At 62.0% G+C, this 20,655-nt stretch carries 16 protein-coding genes; 6 read left to right on the forward strand and 10 right to left on the reverse strand.

What is annotated here, in order from left to right; translation table 11 throughout:
* Positions 1 to 39: 39 nt before the first annotated feature.
* A complete protein-coding gene (locus K3762_RS10500) occupies positions 40 to 1,245 on the forward strand; it encodes a multidrug effflux MFS transporter (protein WP_206054265.1) in 1,206 nt (401 codons plus the stop codon).
* An 18-nt stretch (positions 1,246 to 1,263) separates the two neighbouring features.
* On the opposite strand, the gene mfd is transcribed toward K3762_RS10500, so the two are convergent.
* Positions 1,264 to 4,734, reverse strand: coding sequence for a transcription-repair coupling factor (gene mfd, locus K3762_RS10505; protein ID WP_260009438.1), 3,471 nt, complete (start codon positions 4,732 to 4,734; stop codon positions 1,264 to 1,266).
* 31 nt (positions 4,735 to 4,765) lie between these two features.
* Positions 4,766 to 5,293: a component of SufBCD complex gene (locus K3762_RS10510; RefSeq protein ID WP_120351165.1), complete on the reverse strand. Its 528-nt coding sequence runs from the start codon at positions 5,291 to 5,293 to the stop codon at positions 4,766 to 4,768.
* Between the two features lie 119 nt (positions 5,294 to 5,412).
* On the opposite strand from K3762_RS10510, the gene hemB reads away from it, so the two are divergent.
* Complete coding sequence (gene hemB / locus K3762_RS10515; protein WP_132443318.1) at positions 5,413 to 6,417, forward strand: porphobilinogen synthase; 1,005 nt, start codon at positions 5,413 to 5,415, stop codon at positions 6,415 to 6,417.
* A gap of 126 nt (positions 6,418 to 6,543) precedes the next feature.
* A complete protein-coding gene (locus K3762_RS10520) occupies positions 6,544 to 7,110 on the forward strand; it encodes a YSC84-related protein (RefSeq protein ID WP_067628155.1) in 567 nt (188 codons plus the stop codon).
* Positions 7,111 to 7,186: 76 nt separating this feature from the next.
* On the opposite strand, the gene K3762_RS10525 is transcribed toward K3762_RS10520, so the two are convergent.
* Positions 7,187 to 8,059 (reverse strand): NAD(P)-dependent oxidoreductase, encoded by an 873-nt coding sequence (locus tag K3762_RS10525; RefSeq protein ID WP_132443317.1) that lies wholly within the window; start codon positions 8,057 to 8,059, stop codon positions 7,187 to 7,189.
* Positions 8,060 to 8,155: 96 nt separating this feature from the next.
* On the opposite strand from K3762_RS10525, the gene K3762_RS10530 reads away from it, so the two are divergent.
* Both K3762_RS10530 and K3762_RS10535 read left to right on the forward strand, forming a co-directional pair.
* The gene (locus tag K3762_RS10530) at positions 8,156 to 10,624 is read left to right on the forward strand and encodes a penicillin acylase family protein (protein ID WP_260009442.1); all 2,469 of its coding nucleotides are present in this window, start codon (positions 8,156 to 8,158) and stop codon (positions 10,622 to 10,624) included.
* On the forward strand, positions 10,621 to 11,187 hold the full coding sequence (locus tag K3762_RS10535; protein ID WP_120351168.1) for a pseudouridine synthase: 567 nt from the start codon (positions 10,621 to 10,623) through the stop codon (positions 11,185 to 11,187). The genes K3762_RS10530 and K3762_RS10535 overlap by 4 nt, the downstream gene beginning before the upstream one ends.
* On the opposite strand, the gene K3762_RS10540 is transcribed toward K3762_RS10535, so the two are convergent.
* From K3762_RS10540 to trkA, 5 genes are all read right to left on the reverse strand, one after another.
* Positions 11,184 to 11,585, reverse strand: coding sequence for a DUF2177 family protein (locus K3762_RS10540; protein ID WP_132443316.1), 402 nt, complete (start codon positions 11,583 to 11,585; stop codon positions 11,184 to 11,186). The genes K3762_RS10535 and K3762_RS10540 overlap by 4 nt on opposite strands.
* Before the next feature lie 99 nt (positions 11,586 to 11,684).
* Positions 11,685 to 12,983 carry a GTPase HflX gene (gene hflX, locus K3762_RS10545; RefSeq protein WP_120351170.1) on the reverse strand — a complete coding sequence of 433 codons (1,299 nt, stop codon included), beginning with the start codon at positions 12,981 to 12,983 and terminating at the stop codon, positions 11,685 to 11,687.
* The gene (hfq, locus tag K3762_RS10550) at positions 12,980 to 13,219 is read right to left on the reverse strand and encodes an RNA chaperone Hfq (RefSeq protein WP_007119530.1); all 240 of its coding nucleotides are present in this window, start codon (positions 13,217 to 13,219) and stop codon (positions 12,980 to 12,982) included. Before hfq ends, hflX begins: the two co-directional genes overlap by 4 nt.
* 130 nt (positions 13,220 to 13,349) lie before the next feature.
* Positions 13,350 to 14,903, reverse strand: coding sequence for a TrkH family potassium uptake protein (locus K3762_RS10555; RefSeq protein ID WP_206054252.1), 1,554 nt, complete (start codon positions 14,901 to 14,903; stop codon positions 13,350 to 13,352).
* Positions 14,904 to 14,919: 16 nt separating this feature from the next.
* Positions 14,920 to 16,296, reverse strand: a complete 1,377-nt coding sequence (trkA, locus tag K3762_RS10560) for a Trk system potassium transporter TrkA (RefSeq protein ID WP_120351171.1) — start codon at positions 16,294 to 16,296, stop codon at positions 14,920 to 14,922.
* Between the two features lie 126 nt (positions 16,297 to 16,422).
* Here trkA and K3762_RS10565 point away from each other — a divergent pair, with 126 nt between their 5' ends.
* Complete coding sequence (locus tag K3762_RS10565) at positions 16,423 to 16,917, forward strand: hypothetical protein (RefSeq protein WP_240791520.1); 495 nt, start codon at positions 16,423 to 16,425, stop codon at positions 16,915 to 16,917.
* Between the two features lie 46 nt (positions 16,918 to 16,963).
* Here K3762_RS10565 and K3762_RS10570 read toward each other — a convergent pair whose 3' ends face one another.
* Both K3762_RS10570 and K3762_RS10575 read right to left on the reverse strand, forming a co-directional pair.
* Complete coding sequence (locus tag K3762_RS10570) at positions 16,964 to 18,376, reverse strand: sigma-54 dependent transcriptional regulator (protein ID WP_120351172.1); 1,413 nt, start codon at positions 18,374 to 18,376, stop codon at positions 16,964 to 16,966.
* Positions 18,369 to 20,624 carry a PAS domain-containing sensor histidine kinase gene (locus K3762_RS10575; RefSeq protein WP_132443315.1) on the reverse strand — a complete coding sequence of 752 codons (2,256 nt, stop codon included), beginning with the start codon at positions 20,622 to 20,624 and terminating at the stop codon, positions 18,369 to 18,371. Before K3762_RS10575 ends, K3762_RS10570 begins: the two co-directional genes overlap by 8 nt.
* Positions 20,625 to 20,655 lie beyond the last annotated feature (31 nt).

The following is a 20,655-nucleotide window of genomic DNA, read 5'->3' on the forward strand; positions in this document are numbered from 1 at the left end:
GAGCGCGCGTTCGTGACCACCGAAAATCCAAAATTCTCCATGGGGCGGATCGAATTCGTCGCCCTCATCGCGATGATGACCGCCACCATCGCCTTTTCCATTGATGCGATGCTGCCCGCCCTGCCCGAGATCGCGGCAGAACTCTCGCCCGAGATCGCCCACCGCGCCCCGCTGATCCTCACGTCCTTCGTGCTGGGCATGGGGTTGGGCACGTTCTTTAGCGGGCCGTTGTCGGATGCATTCGGGCGCCGCAACGTGGTCTTTGGCGGCGCGGCACTTTATTCGGTGTCGGCCTTCGTCGCATGGATGAGCAACTCACTGGAAGTCATGCTCGTGGCCCGTATCTTTCAGGGGCTCGGCGCTTCTGGCCCCCGCGTGGTGGCCGTGGCGATCATCCGTGACCTCTATGCCGGGCGCGAGATGGCGCGGATCATGTCGGTGGTGATGATGGTCTTCGCACTGGTGCCAGCAATGGCCCCGATGCTGGGCGCGGGGATCATTCACACAGCGGGCTGGCGCGCGATCTTCATCGCTTTCATGGCGTTTTCGATCATCTCGGTGGTCTGGATGGGCCTGCGCCTGCCCGAAACACTGCCGCGGGAAAACCGTCGTCCCCTGCGTGCGCGGCTGATTATTGGCGCAGTACGCGAGTTGGTCGGACACCGCACGGTGCGCCTGTCGATCCTCGTGCAATCGCTAGCCTTGGCGATGCTATTTTCGATGATCATGCTGGTGCAGCCGATCTATGACACCGTCTATGGCCGGGGTGAAAGCTTCCCGCTCTGGTTCGGCGGCATTGCCGTTGTGGCGGCCAGCGCCAGCCTGATCAATGCGCTGCTGGTCGTGCGCTATGGCATGCGCCGATTGGTGAGCATCGCCTTTGGCTTTCAAATCCTGCTGTCGGGTGCCATGTATTTCCTGAACCTCGGCGCCCTGCCCGACCCTTACGGCTTTGCCGCCTTTGTGTTCTTCCAGACCTGCCTGTTCTTCCAAGCGGGGCTGACGCTGGGCAACCTCAATGCCATCGCGATGGAGCCGATGGGCCATATTGCGGGCATGGCCGCCTCGGTCGTGGGGGCGATTTCAACTGTGCTGGCCGCGCTCATCGCCTCGCCCGTGGGGTTGATGTTCGACGGCACGACCAAGCCATTGGCGCTGGCGATGCTGCTCATGGCCATCGGGGCTTACGCTCTGATGCTCTATATGGGGCGGATGGAAAACCGACAGCCGGCGGCGGCGGAATAACCGCCGCCCTTTCGGGGCTTAGCCCTTTGCCTTGGCCTTTTTCGCAGTCTTTTCTTTGGCGATCACATGTTCGGCCAAATCGCGTGCAATGGCAAAGGCGCCTTTGATCTTGTCGGCATCCGTCTTCCAATCCCGGCGCACGACGATCTTGTTGTCCTTGACCTTGGCCAGCCCACGCTGGTCTTGAATGAACTGCACCAGCCCCTCGGGCGAGGCGAATTTGTCATTGTGGAACTGGATCGTCGCGCCCTTCGGCCCACCATCGAGCTTGGCGATCCCGGCGCGTTTGCACATCGCCTTGATCCGCACCACCAGCATCAGGGTGTTCACCTCTTTCGGCAGCTTGCCAAAACGGTCGATCAATTCGGCGGCAAAGCCTTCGAGTTCCACCTTAGTTGAGAGCTCGCTGAGGCGGCGGTAGAGGCCAAGACGCACATCGAGGTCAGGCACGTAGTCCTCAGGAATGAGCACCGGCACGCCAAGGTTGATCTGCGGTGCCCATTGCTCGTCGGCCTCGCTGAGGCCCTCCATCTCGCCCGCCTTGATCTTGGCAATCGCCTCTTCCAGCATGGACTGGTAAAGCTCAAAGCCCACATCGCGCATCTGGCCGGATTGCTCTTCGCCGAGCAGGTTGCCCGCCCCGCGAATATCAAGGTCTTGGCTGGCCAAGGTGAAGCCCGCGCCAAGCGTATCAAGGCTGCCCAACACCCGCAGACGTTTCTGCGCCGTATCCGTCAGCTTCGCGCGCGGCTTGGTGGTCAGATAGGCATAAGCCCGGGTTTTCGAGCGGCCCACGCGGCCCCTGATTTGATACAGTTGCGCAAGGCCGAACATATCGGCGCGGTGCACGACCATGGTGTTGGCCGTAGGAATGTCGAGGCCGGATTCAACGATCGTCGTTGCCAGCAGAATGTCGAATTTGCCATCATAAAAGGCGTTCATCCGGTCATCCAATTCCCCCGGTGCCATCTGACCGTGGGCGACGACGTAGGAGAGTTCCGGCAGCTGCGCCTGAAGGAAATCTTCGATCTCTGGCAGATCGCTCAGGCGGGGCACCACATAGAAACTCTGCCCGCCCCGATAATGCTCACGCAGCAGCGCCTCGCGGATGGTAACCGCGTCGAACTCGCTCACATAGGTGCGGATCGAGAGGCGGTCGACGGGCGGCGTGCCGATGATCGACAGATCGCGCACGCCCGTCAGCGACAGTTGCAACGTGCGGGGAATCGGTGTGGCGGTCAGGGTCAGCACGTGGATATCGGTGCGCAGGGATTTGAGCCGTTCCTTGTGAGTCACGCCGAAATGCTGCTCTTCGTCGATCACCAGCAGGCCGAGGTCCTTGAACCGGATGCCTTTGGCCAGCAGCGCATGGGTGCCGATGACGATATCGACCGTTCCCTTAGCCATCCCATCGCGCGTCGCCGCTGCCTCTTTGGCCGAGACAAAGCGGCTGAGTTGGCGCACTTCGATCGGGAAGCCGCGAAAGCGTTCGGCAAAGCTTTTGTAGTGCTGCCGGGCGAGCAGTGTCGTAGGCGCGATCACCGCCACCTGAACACCCGACATCGCCGCAACAAAAGCCGCCCGCATCGCAACTTCGGTTTTACCAAAGCCCACATCGCCGCAAACCAGACGGTCCATCGGATTGCCGCTGGTCAGATCATCCACCACGTCGGCAATGGCGCGCAGCTGGTCGTCGGTCTCCGTATAGGGGAACCGGGCGGAGAAGGCATCCCACATGCCCGGTGGCGGGTCGAGCACCGGCGCTTTGCGCAGCGCGCGTTCGGCGGCAATGCGGATGAGCTTGTCCGCCATCTCGCGGATACGCTCTTTGAGTTTGGCCTTTTTCGACTGCCACGCGCCACCGCCGAGCTTGTCCAGCAGCCCTTCGTCATGCCCATAACGCGACAGCAGTTCGATGTTCTCAACGGGCAAGTAAAGCTTTGATTGCTCGGCATATTCCAGAACGAGGCATTCATGGGCAGCACCTGCGGCGGTGACCACCTCCATCCCGTGATAGCGGCCGATGCCGTGGTCGACGTGAACCACCAGATCGCCGGGGCTGAGGCTTTGGGCCTCGGTCAGGAAATTCTCGGCCCGGCGTTTGCGTTTCGGCGCACGGATCAATCGGTCGCCCAGCACGTCCTGCTCGGAAATCACCGTCATCCCCGGCGCTTCAAAGCCGTGCTCCAGCGCCCAAACGGCCAGATGCAGCCCGCGTTTGCCGATCCGCGAGGCATCCGCCACCGGGATCGCTTCGGCCAACCCTTCGTCTTCTATCAGCCCCGTCAGGCGTTCGCGTGCGCCTTCGGAATAGCTGGCGATCAGCACCGGCCCTACTTCAAGCTTTGCTTTAATATGCGCAGCCAAAGCACCGAAAAGACTGACCGATTCCTGCTGTCGTTCGGGCGAGAAGTTGCGCCCGATCCGCGCACCTGCGTCCAACACGCCCGGCCCAGTGGGCTGCGGCAATGGGTTGAACTGGATAACCCGTTTCCCAATCAACGCCTCGTTCCAAGCGTCGTCGGTCAGATATAGCCCTTCGGGCGGGGCGGGTTTATAGACGCTGTCCATCTTAGACCGCGTCTTCATCGCCAGTTGTCGCGTCTCATATTGGTCGGCGATCGTATCCCACCGCGCGAGGCGCATGGGCGTCAGTTGATCGTCCAGCGTGATCGTGGCTTTGGGCAGGTAATCAAAGAGCGTTTCTAAGTTGTCGTGGAAAAACGCCAGCCAATGCTCTGCGCCCTGATGCTTGCGGCCTGCGCTGATCGCCTCATAAAGTGGATCATCAGTGCCCGCCGCGCCGAATTCGATGCGGTAGTTCTGCCGGAAGCGGGTGATTGCCGCGTCATCCAAGATGACCTCGCTGACCGGGGCCAGTTCCACCAGATCAAGCTTTTCCGTCGTCCGCTGCGTCGCCGGATCAAACCGCCGCGCACCGTCCAGCACGTCACCGAAAAGATCAAGCCTTACCGGGCCAAGATCACCGGGCGGGTAGATATCGATGATGCCGCCGCGCACGGCGTAATCGCCCGGCTCCATCACCGTGGGGCTTTGCACAAAGCCCATCCGCACTAGAAAGTGGCGCAGGGCTTTTTCATCTATACGGCTGCCCACCCGTGCCGCAAAGGCCGCGTCGCGCAATGTATCCCGCGCAGGGATACGTTGGCTGGCCGCGTTCAGCGTCGTCAGCAGAACGAATTGATCCGGCATCCCATGCACCAACGCCGCCAACGTCGCCATGCGCTGTGCCGAAATATCGGCGTTGGGCGACACCCGGTCATAGGGCAGGCAATCCCAACTGGGAAAGGTGAACACCGGCATACCAGGCGCGTAAAAGCGCAAGGCGGCCTGCATCGCGGCCATGCGTTTGTCATCGCGCGCCACATGGGCCACCGGCTGGCCGCCCTTGGCGATTTCATCAAGAATGGCGCGGGCATCAAAGCCTTCGGGAACGCCGGAGAGGGTGATATTACGCGGATCGTTCATCGGGTCTCAATTGGGCCTCACGGGGGGCCTGTCAACCCGCCAGCGGGCCAATGCTTAGATTTTGATACATTCCCCAAAGCGCGGTCACGAAGATCGAGAACATGCCGATGATCTGGGTATAAAGCCGGTGCCGCATCAGGCGCCGCTGCAACACGTCGCCGGTGGAGCCTTCGATGCGGATGAGCCGCGCGGTCGACAGGCTCAGCAGCCCGACCAGCGACATGGGGAACCCCAGCAGCAGCAGGGCTTGGGCGAATTCGATGGCATAGACGAACCCCAAAAGCACCAGAGAGGTCAGCGCGAAAAAACCCAGCCCCAAGAGCCAAAGCCCCGAGACCTGCGAGATATAGAGCAGCCGGTTCACGTTGATCCGCACGATGTCTTCGAGATCGGCCTGCGCCTCGCCCCCATAACGTCGGGCGCGCAGCACCATGTCAAAGGGCACGCCCAATACCCAATGGCTTGCGGTCGACCACATCACAGCCAGCGCGATCCAGAACCACAGGTTCGAGAAAGAGCGCATGTCAATCATTTCGAAAAGGGTCTGGTACCAGTCCAAGGCGTGCTCGTCCGAAATTTAAGTTCGCATCTCTTAGCGGTCCGGCGCGACAATTCATAGGGTTGAGGCGTTCAAAAATACATGGCAAGCCCATGCCAAGCCATTCTGAGGTAATTTTGATGCAACCCGTCCACGCCCCCTTCCCCGCCACGCGCCTGCGCCGCACCCGTGCCAACGCCGGTATCCGCGCGCTGGTGCGCGAGAATGACCTGCAACTGGGCGATCTGATCTGGCCGGTTTTCGTGCGCGAAGGCGAAGGCGTGGAAGAACCGATCCCCTCCATGCCCGGGGTCATGCGCCGCTCGGTCGACACGCTGGTCGCGGCGGTGCGCGAGGCGGCCGATCTCGGCATCGGTACGGTCTGTGTCTTTCCCTATACCGGCCCCGAGGACCGGACCGAGGATTGCGCCCGCGCCTGGGATCCGCAAAACGCGACCAACCGCGCCATCGCGGCGATCAAAGAGGCCATACCGCAGATGGTGGTGATGACAGATGTCGCGTTGGACACCTATAACATCAACGGCCACGATGGTTTTGTCGAAAACGGCATCATCGTGAATGACCGCACGGTTGAGGCGCTGGTCAAGATGGCGCTGGCCCAAGCCGAAGCGGGTGCCGATATCATCGGACCGTCGGACATGATGGACGGGCGCATCGGCGCAATCCGTGACGCCCTTGAGCAGGCCGGGCATCATGACGTGATGATCCTGAGCTATGCCGCCAAATACGCCAGCGCCTTTTACGGCCCGTTCCGCGATGCGGTGGGTGCCTCTTCGGCCCTGACCGGCGACAAAAAGACCTATCAGATGGATCCCGCCAACAGCGACGAAGCCCTGCGGCTGGTGGCGCGCGACCTGTCGGAAGGCGCGGATATGGTCATGGTCAAACCCGGCATGCCTTACCTTGATATCTGCCGCCGCGTGAAAGACGCCTTTGGCGCGCCGACCTTCGCCTATCAGGTCTCGGGAGAATACAGCATGATCCGGGGCGCGGCGGACCAAGGGTGGATCGACGGCGAACGCGCAATGATGGAGAGCATTTTGGCCTTTAAGCGCGCGGGTTGTGATGGGGTGCTAACCTACTTTGCCCCCGATGTTGCCCGGCTTTTGGCCAAAAGCGCGTGACCTAAGGGCGTAAATCTGCGCAAAGGGTCCAACCGACATGACAAAGCGCGTGATTATGCGTAATCTCGCGCATAAGTCGGGAAAACCGGCAGCAGGCAATCGATCTTGAACATACAGGCAGAAAAGATGAGCAATCAGACATATAACCGGCGCTTTGTGACTTTGGGCGCCCTTACGGCCCTTGGCGCAACCGCGGCTTGCGGCAACGGCGTGGGCGGACGGGGCGGCGCCATGATCGACGCGCGCGTCGATGCGACCCTGGCCGAGATGTACCGCGGCTATCCCAACACCCGGCAGTTGGCCGAAAAAGCCAATGGCATGCTGGTCATGCCGCTGGTGACCGAAGCGGGCCTTGGCTTTGGCGGCGCTTACGGGCGCGGCGCGTTACGCGTCAACGACGTGACGGTGGACTACTACTCGGTGACCAAAGCTTCGGGCGGCTTGCAGATTGGCGCGCAGCAATATGCGCATGTGCTGTTCTTCATGACCGAGCCCGCGCTGCGCGAATTCCGCAGCTCGCCGGGTTGGGCGGCTGGCGCCGGTCTGGAATACGTGATCTCCGACAAGGGCGACAGCGTGAGCGCCGATACGACCACTGTCATGGCTCCGGTTCTGGCAGCGGTCTTTGGGCGCGCGGGGCTGCGGATCGGCGCGACACTGGAAGGCACGAAATACACGCGGATCATCCCCTAACGCAGGGTCGACCGATGGTCTTTGAAGGGCAGCGCCAGTTTCATCCGGCGCTGCCCTTTTTCTTTTGCAAACAGCCTTAGCCCATGGCGCGCAGGCGTTTGATCAGGCTCGACGTATCCCAACGCCCGCCGCCCTGCTTTTGCACATCCTTGTAGAACTGATCGACCAGTGCCGTAACCGGCAGGCTGGCCCCTGTCTCATCCGCCGTATCCAGACAGATGCCCAGATCCTTGCGCATCCAATCCACCGCAAAGCCGTGCTCAAACTTGTCGTCGAGCATGGTTTCATAGCGGTTTTCCATTTGCCACGAGCCTGCCGCGCCTTGGCTGATGACCTCAACCACCGCGCGGCCATCGAGGCCCGCCTTCTCGGCGAAATGCAGTGCCTCAGAGAGGCCCTGCACCAGCCCGGCGATGGCGATCTGGTTGCACATCTTGGTCATCTGGCCTGCGCCACTGTCGCCGATGCGGCGGCAAATCTTGGAGTAGACCTCCATGATCGGCAGCGCCCGGTCAAAGGCGCCCTCATCTCCGCCACACATGATCGACAATTGGCCGTTTTCCGCTCCTGCCTGACCACCCGAAATCGGCGCGTCGACAAAGCTCACCTGCGCGTCATCGGCAGCGGCGTAAAGTTCGCGCGTGACGGCCGCTGAAACGGTCGTGTGATCGACAAAGATCGCCCCCGCCGTCATGCCGCCAAAGGCCCCGTCCTCTCCCAGACAGACCGAGCGCAGGTCATCGTCATTGCCAACGCAGGCAATCACGAAATCCGCATCCTTTGCCGCCGCGCGCGGGGTCTTGGCCATGGCGCCGCCATAGGTTTTCACCCAGTCTTCGGCCTTGGCTTCGGTGCGGTTATAGACGGTCACTTCGTGGCCGGCCTTTTGCAGATGCCCCGCCATCGGAGCCCCCATGACCCCCAGTCCCAAAAACGCGAGCTTTGCCATGTGCTTTTCCTTATCATTCAGTTGCGTTATTCCCTGTCACAACACCTACCACCCTGCGCGCTCCGGTCAATCTGCGCGCCAGCCGAGGAACCCCCGATGGCATTGATGTTTCGCTGGCTTATCCGATTGGCGGTGTTTCTCGTCACGCTGAGTGTCGTGGTTTTGCTGCTGGTCTATTGGTTCGCCGCGCGGTCGTTGCCCGACTATGATGATCGGGTTGATGTCCAAGGCGTCAGCGCCCCGGTCGAGATCGTGCGCGACAACGCCAATGTGCCGCATATCTTTGGCGAAACCGACGAAGACGTATTTTATGGCCTTGGCTTCGCCCATGCCCAAGACCGGCTGTGGCAGTTGATCACCCTGCGGCGCACCGCGCAGGGGCGCCTGTCTGAGGTCTTTGGCACCGCCACCGTCACCACCGACAAGCTGATGCGGCGCTATGATATCTACCGTCTTGCCGTAGCGGCCGCAGGTGAGCTTGACCCCGAAACCGACGCGGCGCTTGAGGCCTATTCCGCCGGGATCAACGCCCGCCTAGATCAGATCAACACCGAAGCCTTGGGCCGTGGCGCGCCCGAGATGTGGCTTTTCAACGCACCCATGGCCCCGTGGCGGCCCGCCGACTCATTGGCCGTGACCAAGCTGATGGGCCTGCAGATGTCGGGCCACCTAGAGGCCGAAGTGCTGCGCGCACGGGTGTCGTTGGAGTTGAGCGACCAAGACCGCCTGCGCGACATCCTGCCGGATGCGCCGGGCAGCGGGGTCGCCGCCCTGCCTGAATATGCCGCCCTCTTTCCTGACGTGACGACGCGCCACGCCGCCGCAGCGCCCATGGACAGTCATCCGCTGTCGCCTTTCAAACGGCAGGCCTTCGCCGGTGCGTCCAACGCTTGGGCCGCAGCGCCGTCGCGCTCTGCCGCGGGCGGCACGCTTTTGGCCAATGATCCGCACTTGGGGTTCACCGCCCCGGCGATCTGGTATCTGGCCCGGCTGGAGCTTGAGACCGGCGGCGTGATCGGCGGCACGATACCCGGCATGCCCGTGGTCCTGACAGGCCGCAGCGCCGATCTGGGCTGGGGGCTGACCACCGCCTATGTCGACGACCAAGACGTCTATATCGAAGAGCTGAACCCGGAAAACACCGAAGAATACCGCACCCCCGACGGGTTCAAGAAATTCCGCAAACGCTCGTCGATCATCAATATCGCGGATGCCGATCCGATCACCGTTACCCTACGTTGGACCGACAATGGCCCGGTGCTGCCGGGCAGCCATTACAACCTTGGCAGCATCACGCCGCCGGGGCATGTGGCCTCTGTCGCCTCGACCCTCTTTACCGAAGAAGACACCTCGCTTGCCGCCGCGATGAAGGTGATGCGCGCGAAATCGGTGCAGCAGGCGATCAATGCCGCGACCGACTATGTGGCCCCGGCACAGAACCTCACACTGGTGGACCGTGACACCATCGCCATGAAAACCATCGGCGCCATGCCGCGCCGCGATGCCAATCACCAAAGCAAAGGGCGCATGCCCAGTCCCGGTTGGATCGCTGCGAACCGTTGGGACGACATGTTGCCCTATACCGCCAACCCTGAGTTCATCGCCCCCGCGGGCGGTATCCTTGGCAACACCAACAACAAGACCGTCGATCGCCCCTTTCCCAACCATGTCTCTTTCGTCTGGGGCGACACACAGCGGGTGCAACGCTGGCAGCGGCTGATGCAGAACCGCGAGGTTCATACACGCGACAGTTTCATCGAAGCGCAGCTTGATACGGTCAGCCCCACGGCCCGCGCGCTCTTGCCGCTGATCGGCGCCGAGCTGTGGTTCACCGGAGAGGCCGCGCCCGATGGCACGCCCGAACGCCAACGCCAGCGCGCACTGGATCTGCTGGCAGGCTGGTCGGGTGAAATGAACGAACACCTGCCCGAGCCGCTGATCTATGCCGCATGGATCCGCGCCCTGCAGGACCGTCTTATCCGGGATGAACTGGGGCCATTGGCCGAAGAATTCACCCATATTCAACCGCTCTTCATCGAACGCGCCTTCCGCGATGTGCAAGGCGCCGCGAAATGGTGCGACGTGCGCCAATCCGCGCCAGTAGAGACGTGCCATGACATGGCGCGACTGGCATTGGACGACGCCCTGCTCTGGATCAAAGAGACTTGGGGCACGCAGTTGGAATCCCTCCGCTGGGGCGACGCGCATCAGGCGACCCATGATCACCCCGTCTTGGGCGACGTGCCGCTGCTGCGCTACTTCGTGAACATCCGCCAGTCGACCTCGGGTGGGGACAATACCCTGCAACGGGGGCTGACCCGCGGCACCGGCAAAGACCCATTCTATAATGTGCATGGTGCAGGCTACCGCGGGGTCTATGACTTTGCCGATCCCGACAGTTCGGTCTTTGTCACCTCCACCGGGCAATCGGGGCATTTCCTGTCGCGGCATTACGACGACATGGCGCAACTCTGGCGGCGGGGCGAATATATTCCGATGTCACTCGACGCCGAACTGGCCCGCGCCGCCGCCGTGGGCGTGACACGATTGGAGCCTGCCCAATGACCGCCCGCGTGATCTTGCTGAATAAACCCTACGGCGTGCTGTCGCAATTCACCGACAAAGGCACTGAGGGCAGCACGCGGCCCACACTCTCGGCCTATATCGACGAAAAGGGGTTTTATCCCGCAGGGCGGCTTGATCGCGACAGCGAAGGGCTCTTGGTGCTGACCGACCACGGCCCCCTGCAAGCCCGCATCGCGCATCCCAAGTACAAGCGGCCCAAAACCTATCTGGTACAGGTCGAAGGCACGCCCGATGCCGCGGCCCTTGAGGCGCTGCGCAAGGGGGTGGAACTGAAAGACGGCGTTACGAAACCGGCCCAAGTGGATCTGATCGACGCGCCCGAGGCGCTTTGGCCGCGCGACCCGCCCGTGCGTTTTCGCAAGACGGTGCCCGACGCTTGGCTGCGCATCACCATCCGCGAGGGGCGCAACCGGCAAGTGCGGCGCATGACGGCGCATGTGGGGCTGCCCACCCTGCGGCTGATCCGCGCCAGCGTGGGTGATTGGGAACTGGCCGGACTGCAACCCGGCGCATGGCGCTGGTCGACCGAGAATGGCCGCTAGGTCAACGCACGGGTGATCGCCACGCCTGCGGTTGCCGCCGTGCCGGTCAGGACCGACCCCCAGGCGAAGTCTCGCGCCACCATGGCCCATGTCCAATCCTTGAGCGTCGCCAGATTGGTGAACTCATAGGTGCCATAGCCCATCGCGCCGATCAGCAGCGCATTGCCAAAGACCCAAAGGAAAGAATGATCCTGCATCATCGCGGGCCAAGACACGAACCACAGCACCACCGCCACGAAGAAGGCGTAAAAGATCAGCGCCGGGGCGACGCGGAATTCATCCAGCAGCCAGTCTCCGATATCACGCTCAAACACGGGTTTGATGAGATAGGTCAGTCCAAGGTAGTCCAGCCCGAGGAAGATCACGGCGGTTGAGATATAAAGGATGACGAGAGTCATGTGGCGCGCTCCGCAAAAGGTCGTTTCACCATATGCGACGCAGCGGGTCGATTTCGATGCTTGCCGGGGCAAAAATTGCCGCAGCCTGCGTTGTAGCTTTCAAATCTGCTGGAATTCAGCCTCTTGGCGCGCGGACCAACGCACGGTGATCTCAAACCCGTCTTCGGTCTGACGCTCACCTTCCACCACGTCCTGCGCAAACAGCCAGGCGCGTTTCTTGCCTTCGGCAAAGCCGAGGGTCAATTCGGCCTCGCGCACCGCCCCCTGCAGCGCTTCGGCGATGGTTTCCTGAAACGCCTCAAGCCCCTCGCCGGTAATGGCCGAGATTGCCAGCACGTCGTCGTTGCGCGCAGCCCGCGCGCGCATGGCGTCGGCGCGGTCTTCGGGGAGCAGGTCCAGCTTGTTCCAAACCTCGAAACTGCGGGTCTCTTTCGGGACGCCGAGTGAGGCGAGAATATCGCGCACGTTCTGGGCCTGCTCTTCAGTCTCGGTATGGGACACATCGCGCACATGGCAGATGATATCGGCGGCAAGCACCTCTTCCAGCGTGGCGCGGAAGGCTGCGACGAGTTCGGTGGGCAGATCGCTGATGAACCCCACCGTGTCGCTGAGAATGATCTCTGGCCCATCGGGCAGGACAAGGCTGCGCATGGTCGGGTCGAGCGTGGCAAAGAGCATGTCTTTGGCCATAACCTCGGCCCCGGTCAGGCGGTTGAAAAGCGTGGATTTTCCGGCGTTGGTATAGCCCACAAGCGCGACGATCGGGAACGGCACTTTGGCACGGGCGGCGCGGTGCAAGGCGCGGGTTTTCACGACCTTTTCCAACTGCCGGCGCAGACGCACCAACTGGTCGTCGATCGCGCGGCGGTCCGCCTCGATCTGCGTCTCACCCGGACCACCAACAAAGCCCAAACCGCCGCGCTGACGCTCAAGGTGGGTCCATGCGCGAACAAGGCGCGTGCGCTGATAGTTCAGCGCGGCCATCTCGACCTGAAGCACCCCTTCACGGGTCGCCGCGCGGTCGCTAAAGATCTCCAAAATCAAACCGGTGCGGTCGAGCAGCTTGACGCCCCAAGCCTTCTCAAGGTTGCGCTGCTGGACCGGGGTCACCGGACCGTCAACCAGCACAAGCTCAACCTCGGCTTCCTTCATGCGCTGATCGAGTTCCTCGATCTTACCTTTGCCAAACAGCATCCCGGCATGAACGGTACGCAGGGGCACGACTTCGGCCCCCACCACCTCAAGCTCTGGCAACGCTTCGGCCAATGCAACGGCTTCGGCCAGCGCGGGCTCAGGCGCGCGCCGGTCGTTGTCGGTCTTGATATCAGGATGCAGCACCCAAGCGCGCGTTACGCGGGGCCCATCGCTGTTGTCGATCTGAAATGCTGGACGGCTCAAGAAGCGTCTTCGCCCTCATAAAGGCTGATCGGCTGGCTTGGCATGATGGTCGAAATCGCGTGCTTGTAGACAAGTTGCGATTGACCGTCGCGGCGCAGCAGAACGCAGAAGTTGTCAAACCAGGTAATCACACCCTGCAATTTGACGCCATTGATCAGGAAAATTGTCACCGGGACCTTGGTCTTGCGAACGTGGTTTAGGAACGCATCCTGAAGGTTCTGTCTGTCTGACGCCATGGTAGTCTCGCCTTTTGTTCTTGCTGGCGTCCGCGTACCGGACCCCCCCATTGCCTCAAGTATGGAGTGCGAAAGCGTGAGTTTCCAGCCCCAATATCAGCGGACTAGGACGGTTCTACCGCTAAACGTGTCAGGCGCGCCACAAATTCGGGGTCATCAGCGCAATAATCGCCAAGGTTTCCAGCCGACCCAGCACCATTGCGCCGCTGAGGATGATTTTCGCGGCCACGCCCAGTTCGATCAAATGGATGGGTTTGTCGGCAGCATGTTCGATCAGCGGCCCGGTCGTGGAGAGCGTGGCCACCGACATGACCACCGCCGCATCAAAGGACGCGCCAGTCAGAGTCAGAAGAAGGGTCACTCCGGCGAGCGACATGGCAAAAAGCATGAAGAAAATCCACGCGATAAAGGCCCCGTTGCTTTGCAAGCGACGCCCGGCGGCCCCCGCGCCGCTGACGGAATTGGGATAGACCAGCCGGTCCATCTCCCGCACCCCGTTTTGATAGAGCGCGAAGACCCGCAAAAGCTTGACCCCGCCCGCTGTGGTGGCCACCCCGCCGCCGATCAGTGCAAGCCCCATGAGCACCAACCCCGGCGTGCGCAGCCCCGACCAATTCTGCGCCTCGGCCCAATGTTCAGAGACGAAACCAGTCGTCGACAGGAAGGACAGCACGGTAAACAGTCCGCCCCAAAGCGCGTGCAAAGCGCGGGTGCCGTCAACCTCGACCTCAACCTCGAAGGCGCCGATCCAGTGGCGTGCGAACAGCAGCAACGGCACGCCGATCACCACCAAAAGACCGATGCGGAACTCTGGGTCGGTCATCAGCCCGCCTTGGGTCGCGGTCACGGTATCTTTGGAAAAGGTCAGCCGCGACAGGGCGAAGAGCATAAACAGCATCATCACCGCCTCGCCGGTGACGCCGACCTGCGCTTCGGCCACGCCGCCGATGGGCGAAATGCCCGAGGTCGCCATGACCGACATGGCATGACAGAGCGCCACCAAGCCCGTCTCTCCGCCGATGACCAGCAAGAGCCAAAGCAGCAGCGTCAGCCCGAAATAGATCGGCAGCAATGCCTGCGTGGTGCGCAGCAGACGTTGGCGCGGGGTGATCCGGCCCATGCGGGCGCCGATACGGTCATCGGGCCGCCCCGGTTCGGCCTGCGCCGTCACTTCAAACCCACCCAAATGCAGCGGCGCCAGAATGGCCGACGCCGTGACCCACATCAGCAAGCCGCCCATCCAGCCGACCTGCGCGCGCCACAGATGCAGCGTGTTGCTTAGCCGTGCTGGGTTTTCGAACATTGTAGCGCCCGTGGTGGTCAGCGCGCTAACCATCTCGAAATAGACATTCACAAAGCGCGTCGTCGGCAAAGCTTCAAGGAATGGCACGGCAAAAAACACAGGCAGAAAAACAAAGGCCGAGAGCAGCGATAGCAGCGGCCCAAGTGCGCCGTCCAAGGGTTTGCGCCCGGCATGGGCAATGGCGATGAGGGTAAATGCCACAAGCCCCAAAACCCCAGCATAGAGGAAAGCGCGGCTGGCCTGATGGTCGTTCACCACCAGCCCGTGGATCGACGGCAGGATCATCGACACAGCAGAGACACCGAACAATTGCAAAAACAGCGGCAGTTGCACGATCTCGCGGCGAATGCCGGTCGGCCGGATGCTGGTCGGTTGCGTCACAAGGGCGCTCCTGCGCTTAGAAAAAGTCGATCGAGACCTGCAAAAGCTGCTCAACCCGGGGCACATCCTCGGCCAGAGCGAAGAGGGCAACAACATCCCCTTCGTCGATCCGTGTGCTGCCCATGGGGCGGATCACCTTGCCTTCTTTGCGCAGCATGCCGATCAACACGCCCTCGGGGAAGTCAATTTCCGACACTTTTTTGCCCGCGAGGGGCGATGTCGACAGCACTTCGGCCTCGATCACCTCGGCCTCGGCATCGCCGATGGAATAGACCGCCCGCACCCGCCCGTGGCGGATGTGACGCAGGATCGAACTGACCGTCGTGGCGCGCGGATTGATATAGGCGTCGATGCCAAGGTGGGTCATCAGCGGCACCAGCGTCGGATCGTTGATCAGCGCGATGACATAGGGGCAGCCCTCGGCCTTGGCGCGCACACAAGACAACATGTTGGTTTTGTCGTCATCCGTCACCGCCAGCATCGCATCGGCGCGGCTGATGCCCGCCTCGGCCAGCAGCGCGGCATCGAGCCCGTCGCCGTTCAACACGATCGTCCGCTCAAGCCCTTCGGCGGCGCGTTCGGCGCATTTGCGGTTTTTCTCGATCATCTTGGTGCGCACGCGCAGCGGTCCGGCCTCAAGGTGCTGCGCCACGGTCAACCCGACATTGCCGCCCCCCACAAGAACAACACGCTCTTGCTTGGTGGTTTGTTTGCCGAAAATCTCCATCGTGCGGGCGATGTCGTCGTGATGCGAAAAGACATAGCAGTCATCGCCGACGAAAAGCTGATCCTTCGCCTCGGGCGCGAAAAGTGTGCCATCGCGGCGCACGCCCACGACCACGGCGCGCAGGGTTGAGAAGAGATCGGTCAACTGACGCAGCGGCGTGTTCACCACCGGGCAATCACTGTCGATGGTAATGCCCAGAAGCTGCGCCTGCCCGTCCATGAAAATCTCGGTGTCGAAAGCCGCTGGCGCACTGAGGCGCTGGAGCGCTGCGGTGGCGACCTCTTTCTCAGGGGAAATCACCACGTCGATCGGCATGTGATCGCGCCGGTAAAGGTCGGAATAAATCGCATCCAGATAGGACTGGCTGCGCAGACGGGCGATCTTGCGGTTGATGCCAAAGACCGAATGCGCCACCTGACAGGTCACCATATTGACCTCATCGGAGTGGGTCGCGGCGATGATCATCTCGGCGTCCCGCGCGCCCGCACGGTCCAGCACATCGGGGTAGCTGGCGAAACCGGCGATGCCCTGCACATCCAACGTGTCGGTGGCGCGGCGGATCAATTCGGCATTGCTGTCGACCACGGTCACATCGTTGCGCTCTCCGCTGAGGTGACGGGCAATCTGCCAACCCACCTGCCCTGCGCCGCAAATGATGATTTTCATGAAGGCTTCCTTACCCTAAGCAAAGATCGTGTGAGGGTTGTCTTGGGTCGGTTAGAGGGCATGACAGATGGGTTGGCAAGGGTCAAATCAATTGTCTTTACCATCCAACAGCGGCATCATGGGGTCATGAAACCGATATCCCCACGCGCATCGCGCAGCGCCTTTGCCCTGACGTTTGTCGCCCTGATGGCTGCGGCCTGCGCACCGCTGAACACCTATTACAAACCGGGCGCGACCGTTGCGCAGGTCAACCGGGCCACCACCTCTTGCGAGGTGCAGGCCCTGCGCGATGTGCCGATCTCAACCCAAATCCGCCGCGAACCGCCGCGCTATGTGCCCGAGCGTCGCCATTGCGATGCCAATAACAACTGCACCACGCGGGGCGGCTTTTACGTGCCGGGTGAGTTGGTGACCTTCGACCCCAACCAAGACCTGCGCAACCGGGTTGAGGGGCAATGTATGGCCGACAAAGGCTTTGCGCCGGTGTCGATACCCGCCTGCCCCAGCAATGTGGCCCGCGCCGCACCTGCGCGCGCCACCACCACGCTGCCCGCACTCAACCCCAAGTCCTGCGTGATCCGCAACAGCGATGGGTCGTTCCAAATCGTCACCCAAGGGTGAGGCGCTGCGCGAGGGGGCACGCCCCCTCGCAGTTCTGCGGCGGGGGTCAGCCAGCCGCTTCGATTTCCTCGTCCACATGGGCCACGCGCACACCCGCCTTGGCCGAGGTCACAACGCCGAGGGATTTCAGTTTGCGGTGCAAGGCGCTGCGCTCCATCCCGACGAAATTTGCTGTCCGGCTGATGTTGCCGCCAAAGCGGTTGATCTGGGTCAGCAGATACTCCCGCTCGAAAGCCTCGCGCGCTTCGCGCAACGGCAGCGTTGCCAGCGCGCCGGAAAGCACCACGCGCCCCTCATCGCCGCCGTTTTCCTCTTCGCCCGGCAGTTCACGGGCCTCGATCGGGCCGGTGCCATCCCCGAGGATCAGCACCCGCTCAACAAGGTTCTTAAGCTGGCGCACATTGCCGGGCCAGACCATCGTCTGCATCAGAGCAACGGCATCTTCGGTCAACGCACGCTGCGGCAGACCTTGGGAGGTGTTGAACTCGGCGATGAAATGTTCGGCCAGCAGCGGAATATCCTCGCGCCGCTCCTCCAAGGACGGCACGGCAATCGGCACGACGTTCAGACGGTGATAGAGTTCCTGCCGGAAGGTATCTGCCTTGATCGCCTGATCCAGATCGCGGTTCGTCGAAGAGATCACCCGCAGATCGACGCGCACCTTGTCGGTCCCGCCCACGCGGGTGAACTGTTGGTCCACCAGCACCCGCAGGATTTTGGACTGGGTGCCAAGCGGCATGTCCGCGACCTCATCAAAGTAGATCACCCCGCCGTGGGCCTGCTCCAGCAGCCCCGGCTCGACCCCGCGGTCCGGCGTCTCCCGGCCAAAGAGCACCTCTTCCATCCGATCAGGCGCCACCCCGGCGCAGTTGACGGTGACAAAGGGCGCCGAGGCGCGGGCGGAATGGGCGTGGATATAGCGCGCCGCCACTTCCTTGCCCGACCCCGCGGGGCCAGTCAGCATCACGCGGCCATTGGATTTGGTCACCTTGTCAAGCTGGCCCAGCAAGGCGCGATAGGATGCGGAGGTGCCAATCATCTCCGAAGTCGCCACATCGCGGCGCTTGAGGTTCTGGTTCTCCCGGCGCAGGCGCGAGGTTTCCATTGCGCGGCGGATCACCACCAGCAATTGATCGATGTTAAAGGGCTTTTCGATGAAATCGTAAGCCCCTTGCTTGATCGCCGCCACGGCAATCTCGATATTGCCGTGGCCCGAGATAATCACCACCGGCACATCGGGATTGTCCCGTTTGACGGTCTTTAGAATATCGATCCCGTCCATCCGGCTGTCTTTCAACCAGATGTCGAGGATGATCAGCGCGGGCGCTTCCGTGTTGATCTCGGCCATCGTCTCATCAGAATTGCTGGCCAAGCGCGTGGCAAAGCCTTCATCCTCAAGGATGTCCGAGATCAACTCACGGATGTCGCGTTCGTCGTCTACAATCAGAATGTCACTCATCTGCCTTATCCCCTTGGTCTGTCGTTGCGTCGATGGCCAAGGGCAGTGAAATGACTGCCATGGCACCGTGATGGTGTTGCCCGTCGAATGCGGGCGCGGTTTCGAGCGTCAGGCTGCCGCCGTGTTCCTCGATAATCTTTTTGACGATGGGCAGGCCCAGTCCGGTGCCCTCGCTGCGCGTGGTCACATAGGGCTCGAACAGCCGCGCGCGGTCTTCGGGCAGGCCGATGCCGTTGTCGGCGATGGTCAGCCGCAAAAGCCGGTTTTCCGGTTTTAGCGTCACGCGAATTTGCGGCACATGCCCCTCGGGCGTGCCTTCTTTCTTCAGGCTTTCAATGGCTTCGCCCGCGTTCTTGATCAGGTTGGTCAGCGCCTGCGAGATCATCGTGCCGTCGATATTGGCCATGACCGGCTGCGTGGGCAGGTCAAGCTTGATCACCACCTCTTCCTGCCTGCTTTGCTGAAGCAACACGGCATCGCGCAGCAATTGCCGGATGTCCTGACGGCTGGTTTCCGGCTCGGGCATCCGCGCGAATTTTGAGAATTCGTCGACGATGCGCCGCAGGTCGCCGGTTTGGCGGATGATCACCCCGGTCATTTGTTCCAGCGCGTCGTCATCGCCTTCGGCCATTTTGGGGCCGAACTTGCGGCGGATGCGCTCGGCACTCAACTGGATGGGCGTCAACGGGTTCTTGATCTCATGGGCAATCCGGCGCGCCACGTCGCCCCAAGCGGCCATGCGCTGCGCGCTGACCAGATCGGTCACATCGTCAAAGGCCACCACATAGCCTTCAAGATCGCCATCCTTGGACCGCCGGGTCGCCATGCGCACCAAGAGGTTCTCCATCGCCCCTTGGCGCGAGACTTTGATCTCCGCCTGCGCCACTTCGTCCGACGCGGCCTTCACCGTCTCGAACAGCGGGCCGAACTCCGGCACGGCAAGGGTCAGCGGCAGGCTTTGCTGATCTTCCGACCAGTCCAGCAGCCGCATGGCAGAGCGGTTCACGAAGGTGACGCGCCCCTCCGGGTCAAGCCCCACAACGCCCGAGGTCACCGAGCTTAGCACGGAATCGAACAACCGGCGACGGCGCTCGATCTGGTCGGTATTTTCCAACAGCGTCTCGCGCTGACCCTTCAACTGCCGGGTCATCTGGTTGAAGTAACGCCCCAGCATGGCAATTTCGTCATCGCCCTCTTCTTCGCGGACCTGCACATTCAGATCACCCGCGCCCACCTGTTGCGCGGCCCCGGTCAGGCGCCCAACCGGACCGGAAAGCCGTTCGGCAAACCACAGGCCCAGCCAAACGGCGGCCAGAATGAGGATCACCGCAAAGCCCAGATAAACAAGGGCAAATTCGAACAGCAGCCGCCCGCGTTCGGATTCAAGCTGCTGGTACAGGCGCACAGTTTCTTTGGTCTCATCCAGCAGCGCCAGAATCTCACCATCCACCGCGCGGGAGACATAGAGAAAACGATCGACATAGGCGTCCATCGGCACCAGCGCGCGGAATTCATTGTTGGGCCAGTCCTCGATGACCAAAAGGCCCTCGTCACTGGCGGTATCAAGCTGCACCTCGGTGGGTGCTTCGAAATCAAAGAGATAGGACCGATCCCCCCGCGCCCGGATCTGCGCGGTGCTGTCGATCAGAAACGCCTCGCGCAGGCCGCGCTGAATTTGCCGCTGGCCCTCGCCCAAAAGCTCACTGTCGCTTAGGTTGATGCCCTGCGCGCGGGCGCTGTCGATGCTGCGGGCAAGGGTCCGCGCGTCCAATATCAGGGCCTCGCGCTGCTCGGCCTCATAGGCCTCGGCCGCCGCGAGCGATGAGCCGACCACGCCGCTGACCCGGTCAGAAAACCAGCCCTCAAGCCCCACGTTCACCGTAAGCCCTGCAAAAATCGCCACCGTGACGGTCGGGATCAGCGCCATCAGGGCAAAGACGCCCGTCAACCGCAGGTGCAACCGAGAGCCAGCCGATTTGGCGCGGCGCGCCGAGATCAGCCGCCCGACCTGAATGAGAACCAGCGCCGCCACCAGCAGCACATAGACCAGATCGGACAACAGAATGAGCCGCAGGTTGAGCGTATCCGCCCCCTGCCCCAAAGGCCCGAGTGCCAGATAGGTCGCAAGCGCCAAAACCGGCCCCAGCACCACCAGCCCAAAGGTGGACCAATTGCGCAGCCGCTTGACTCGCCTGAGACGCCCCAACCGCTCGAGCTTGAACCTGCGTGACCGGGTTGCCACCCGCATACCTCACCGATGTTGTGATGCATTGCTGCAT

The organism is Sulfitobacter sp. W074 (assembly GCF_025142275.1).
Taxonomy (GTDB): domain Bacteria; phylum Pseudomonadota; class Alphaproteobacteria; order Rhodobacterales; family Rhodobacteraceae; genus Sulfitobacter; species Sulfitobacter profundi.

Excerpts from the sequence above, each read along its gene's own strand:
- K3762_RS10500 (WP_206054265.1), top strand. The coding sequence starts at position 40 with ATGGGGCGGATCGAATTCGTCGCCCTCATCGCGATGATGACCGCCACC.
- mfd (WP_260009438.1), bottom strand. The coding sequence starts at position 4,734 with ATGAACGATCCGCGTAATATCACCCTCTCCGGCGTTCCCGAAGGCTTT.
- hemB (WP_132443318.1), top strand. The coding sequence starts at position 5,413 with ATGCAACCCGTCCACGCCCCCTTCCCCGCCACGCGCCTGCGCCGCACC.
- K3762_RS10520 (WP_067628155.1), top strand. The coding sequence starts at position 6,544 with ATGAGCAATCAGACATATAACCGGCGCTTTGTGACTTTGGGCGCCCTT.
- K3762_RS10525 (WP_132443317.1), bottom strand. The coding sequence starts at position 8,059 with ATGGCAAAGCTCGCGTTTTTGGGACTGGGGGTCATGGGGGCTCCGATG.
- K3762_RS10530 (WP_260009442.1), top strand. The coding sequence starts at position 8,156 with ATGGCATTGATGTTTCGCTGGCTTATCCGATTGGCGGTGTTTCTCGTC.
- K3762_RS10535 (WP_120351168.1), top strand. The coding sequence starts at position 10,621 with ATGACCGCCCGCGTGATCTTGCTGAATAAACCCTACGGCGTGCTGTCG.
- K3762_RS10540 (WP_132443316.1), bottom strand. The coding sequence starts at position 11,585 with ATGACTCTCGTCATCCTTTATATCTCAACCGCCGTGATCTTCCTCGGG.
- hfq (WP_007119530.1), bottom strand. The coding sequence starts at position 13,219 with ATGGCGTCAGACAGACAGAACCTTCAGGATGCGTTCCTAAACCACGTT.
- trkA (WP_120351171.1), bottom strand. The coding sequence starts at position 16,296 with ATGAAAATCATCATTTGCGGCGCAGGGCAGGTGGGTTGGCAGATTGCC.
- K3762_RS10565 (WP_240791520.1), top strand. The coding sequence starts at position 16,423 with ATGAAACCGATATCCCCACGCGCATCGCGCAGCGCCTTTGCCCTGACG.
- K3762_RS10570 (WP_120351172.1), bottom strand. The coding sequence starts at position 18,376 with ATGAGTGACATTCTGATTGTAGACGACGAACGCGACATCCGTGAGTTG.
- K3762_RS10575 (WP_132443315.1), bottom strand. The coding sequence starts at position 20,624 with ATGCGGGTGGCAACCCGGTCACGCAGGTTCAAGCTCGAGCGGTTGGGG.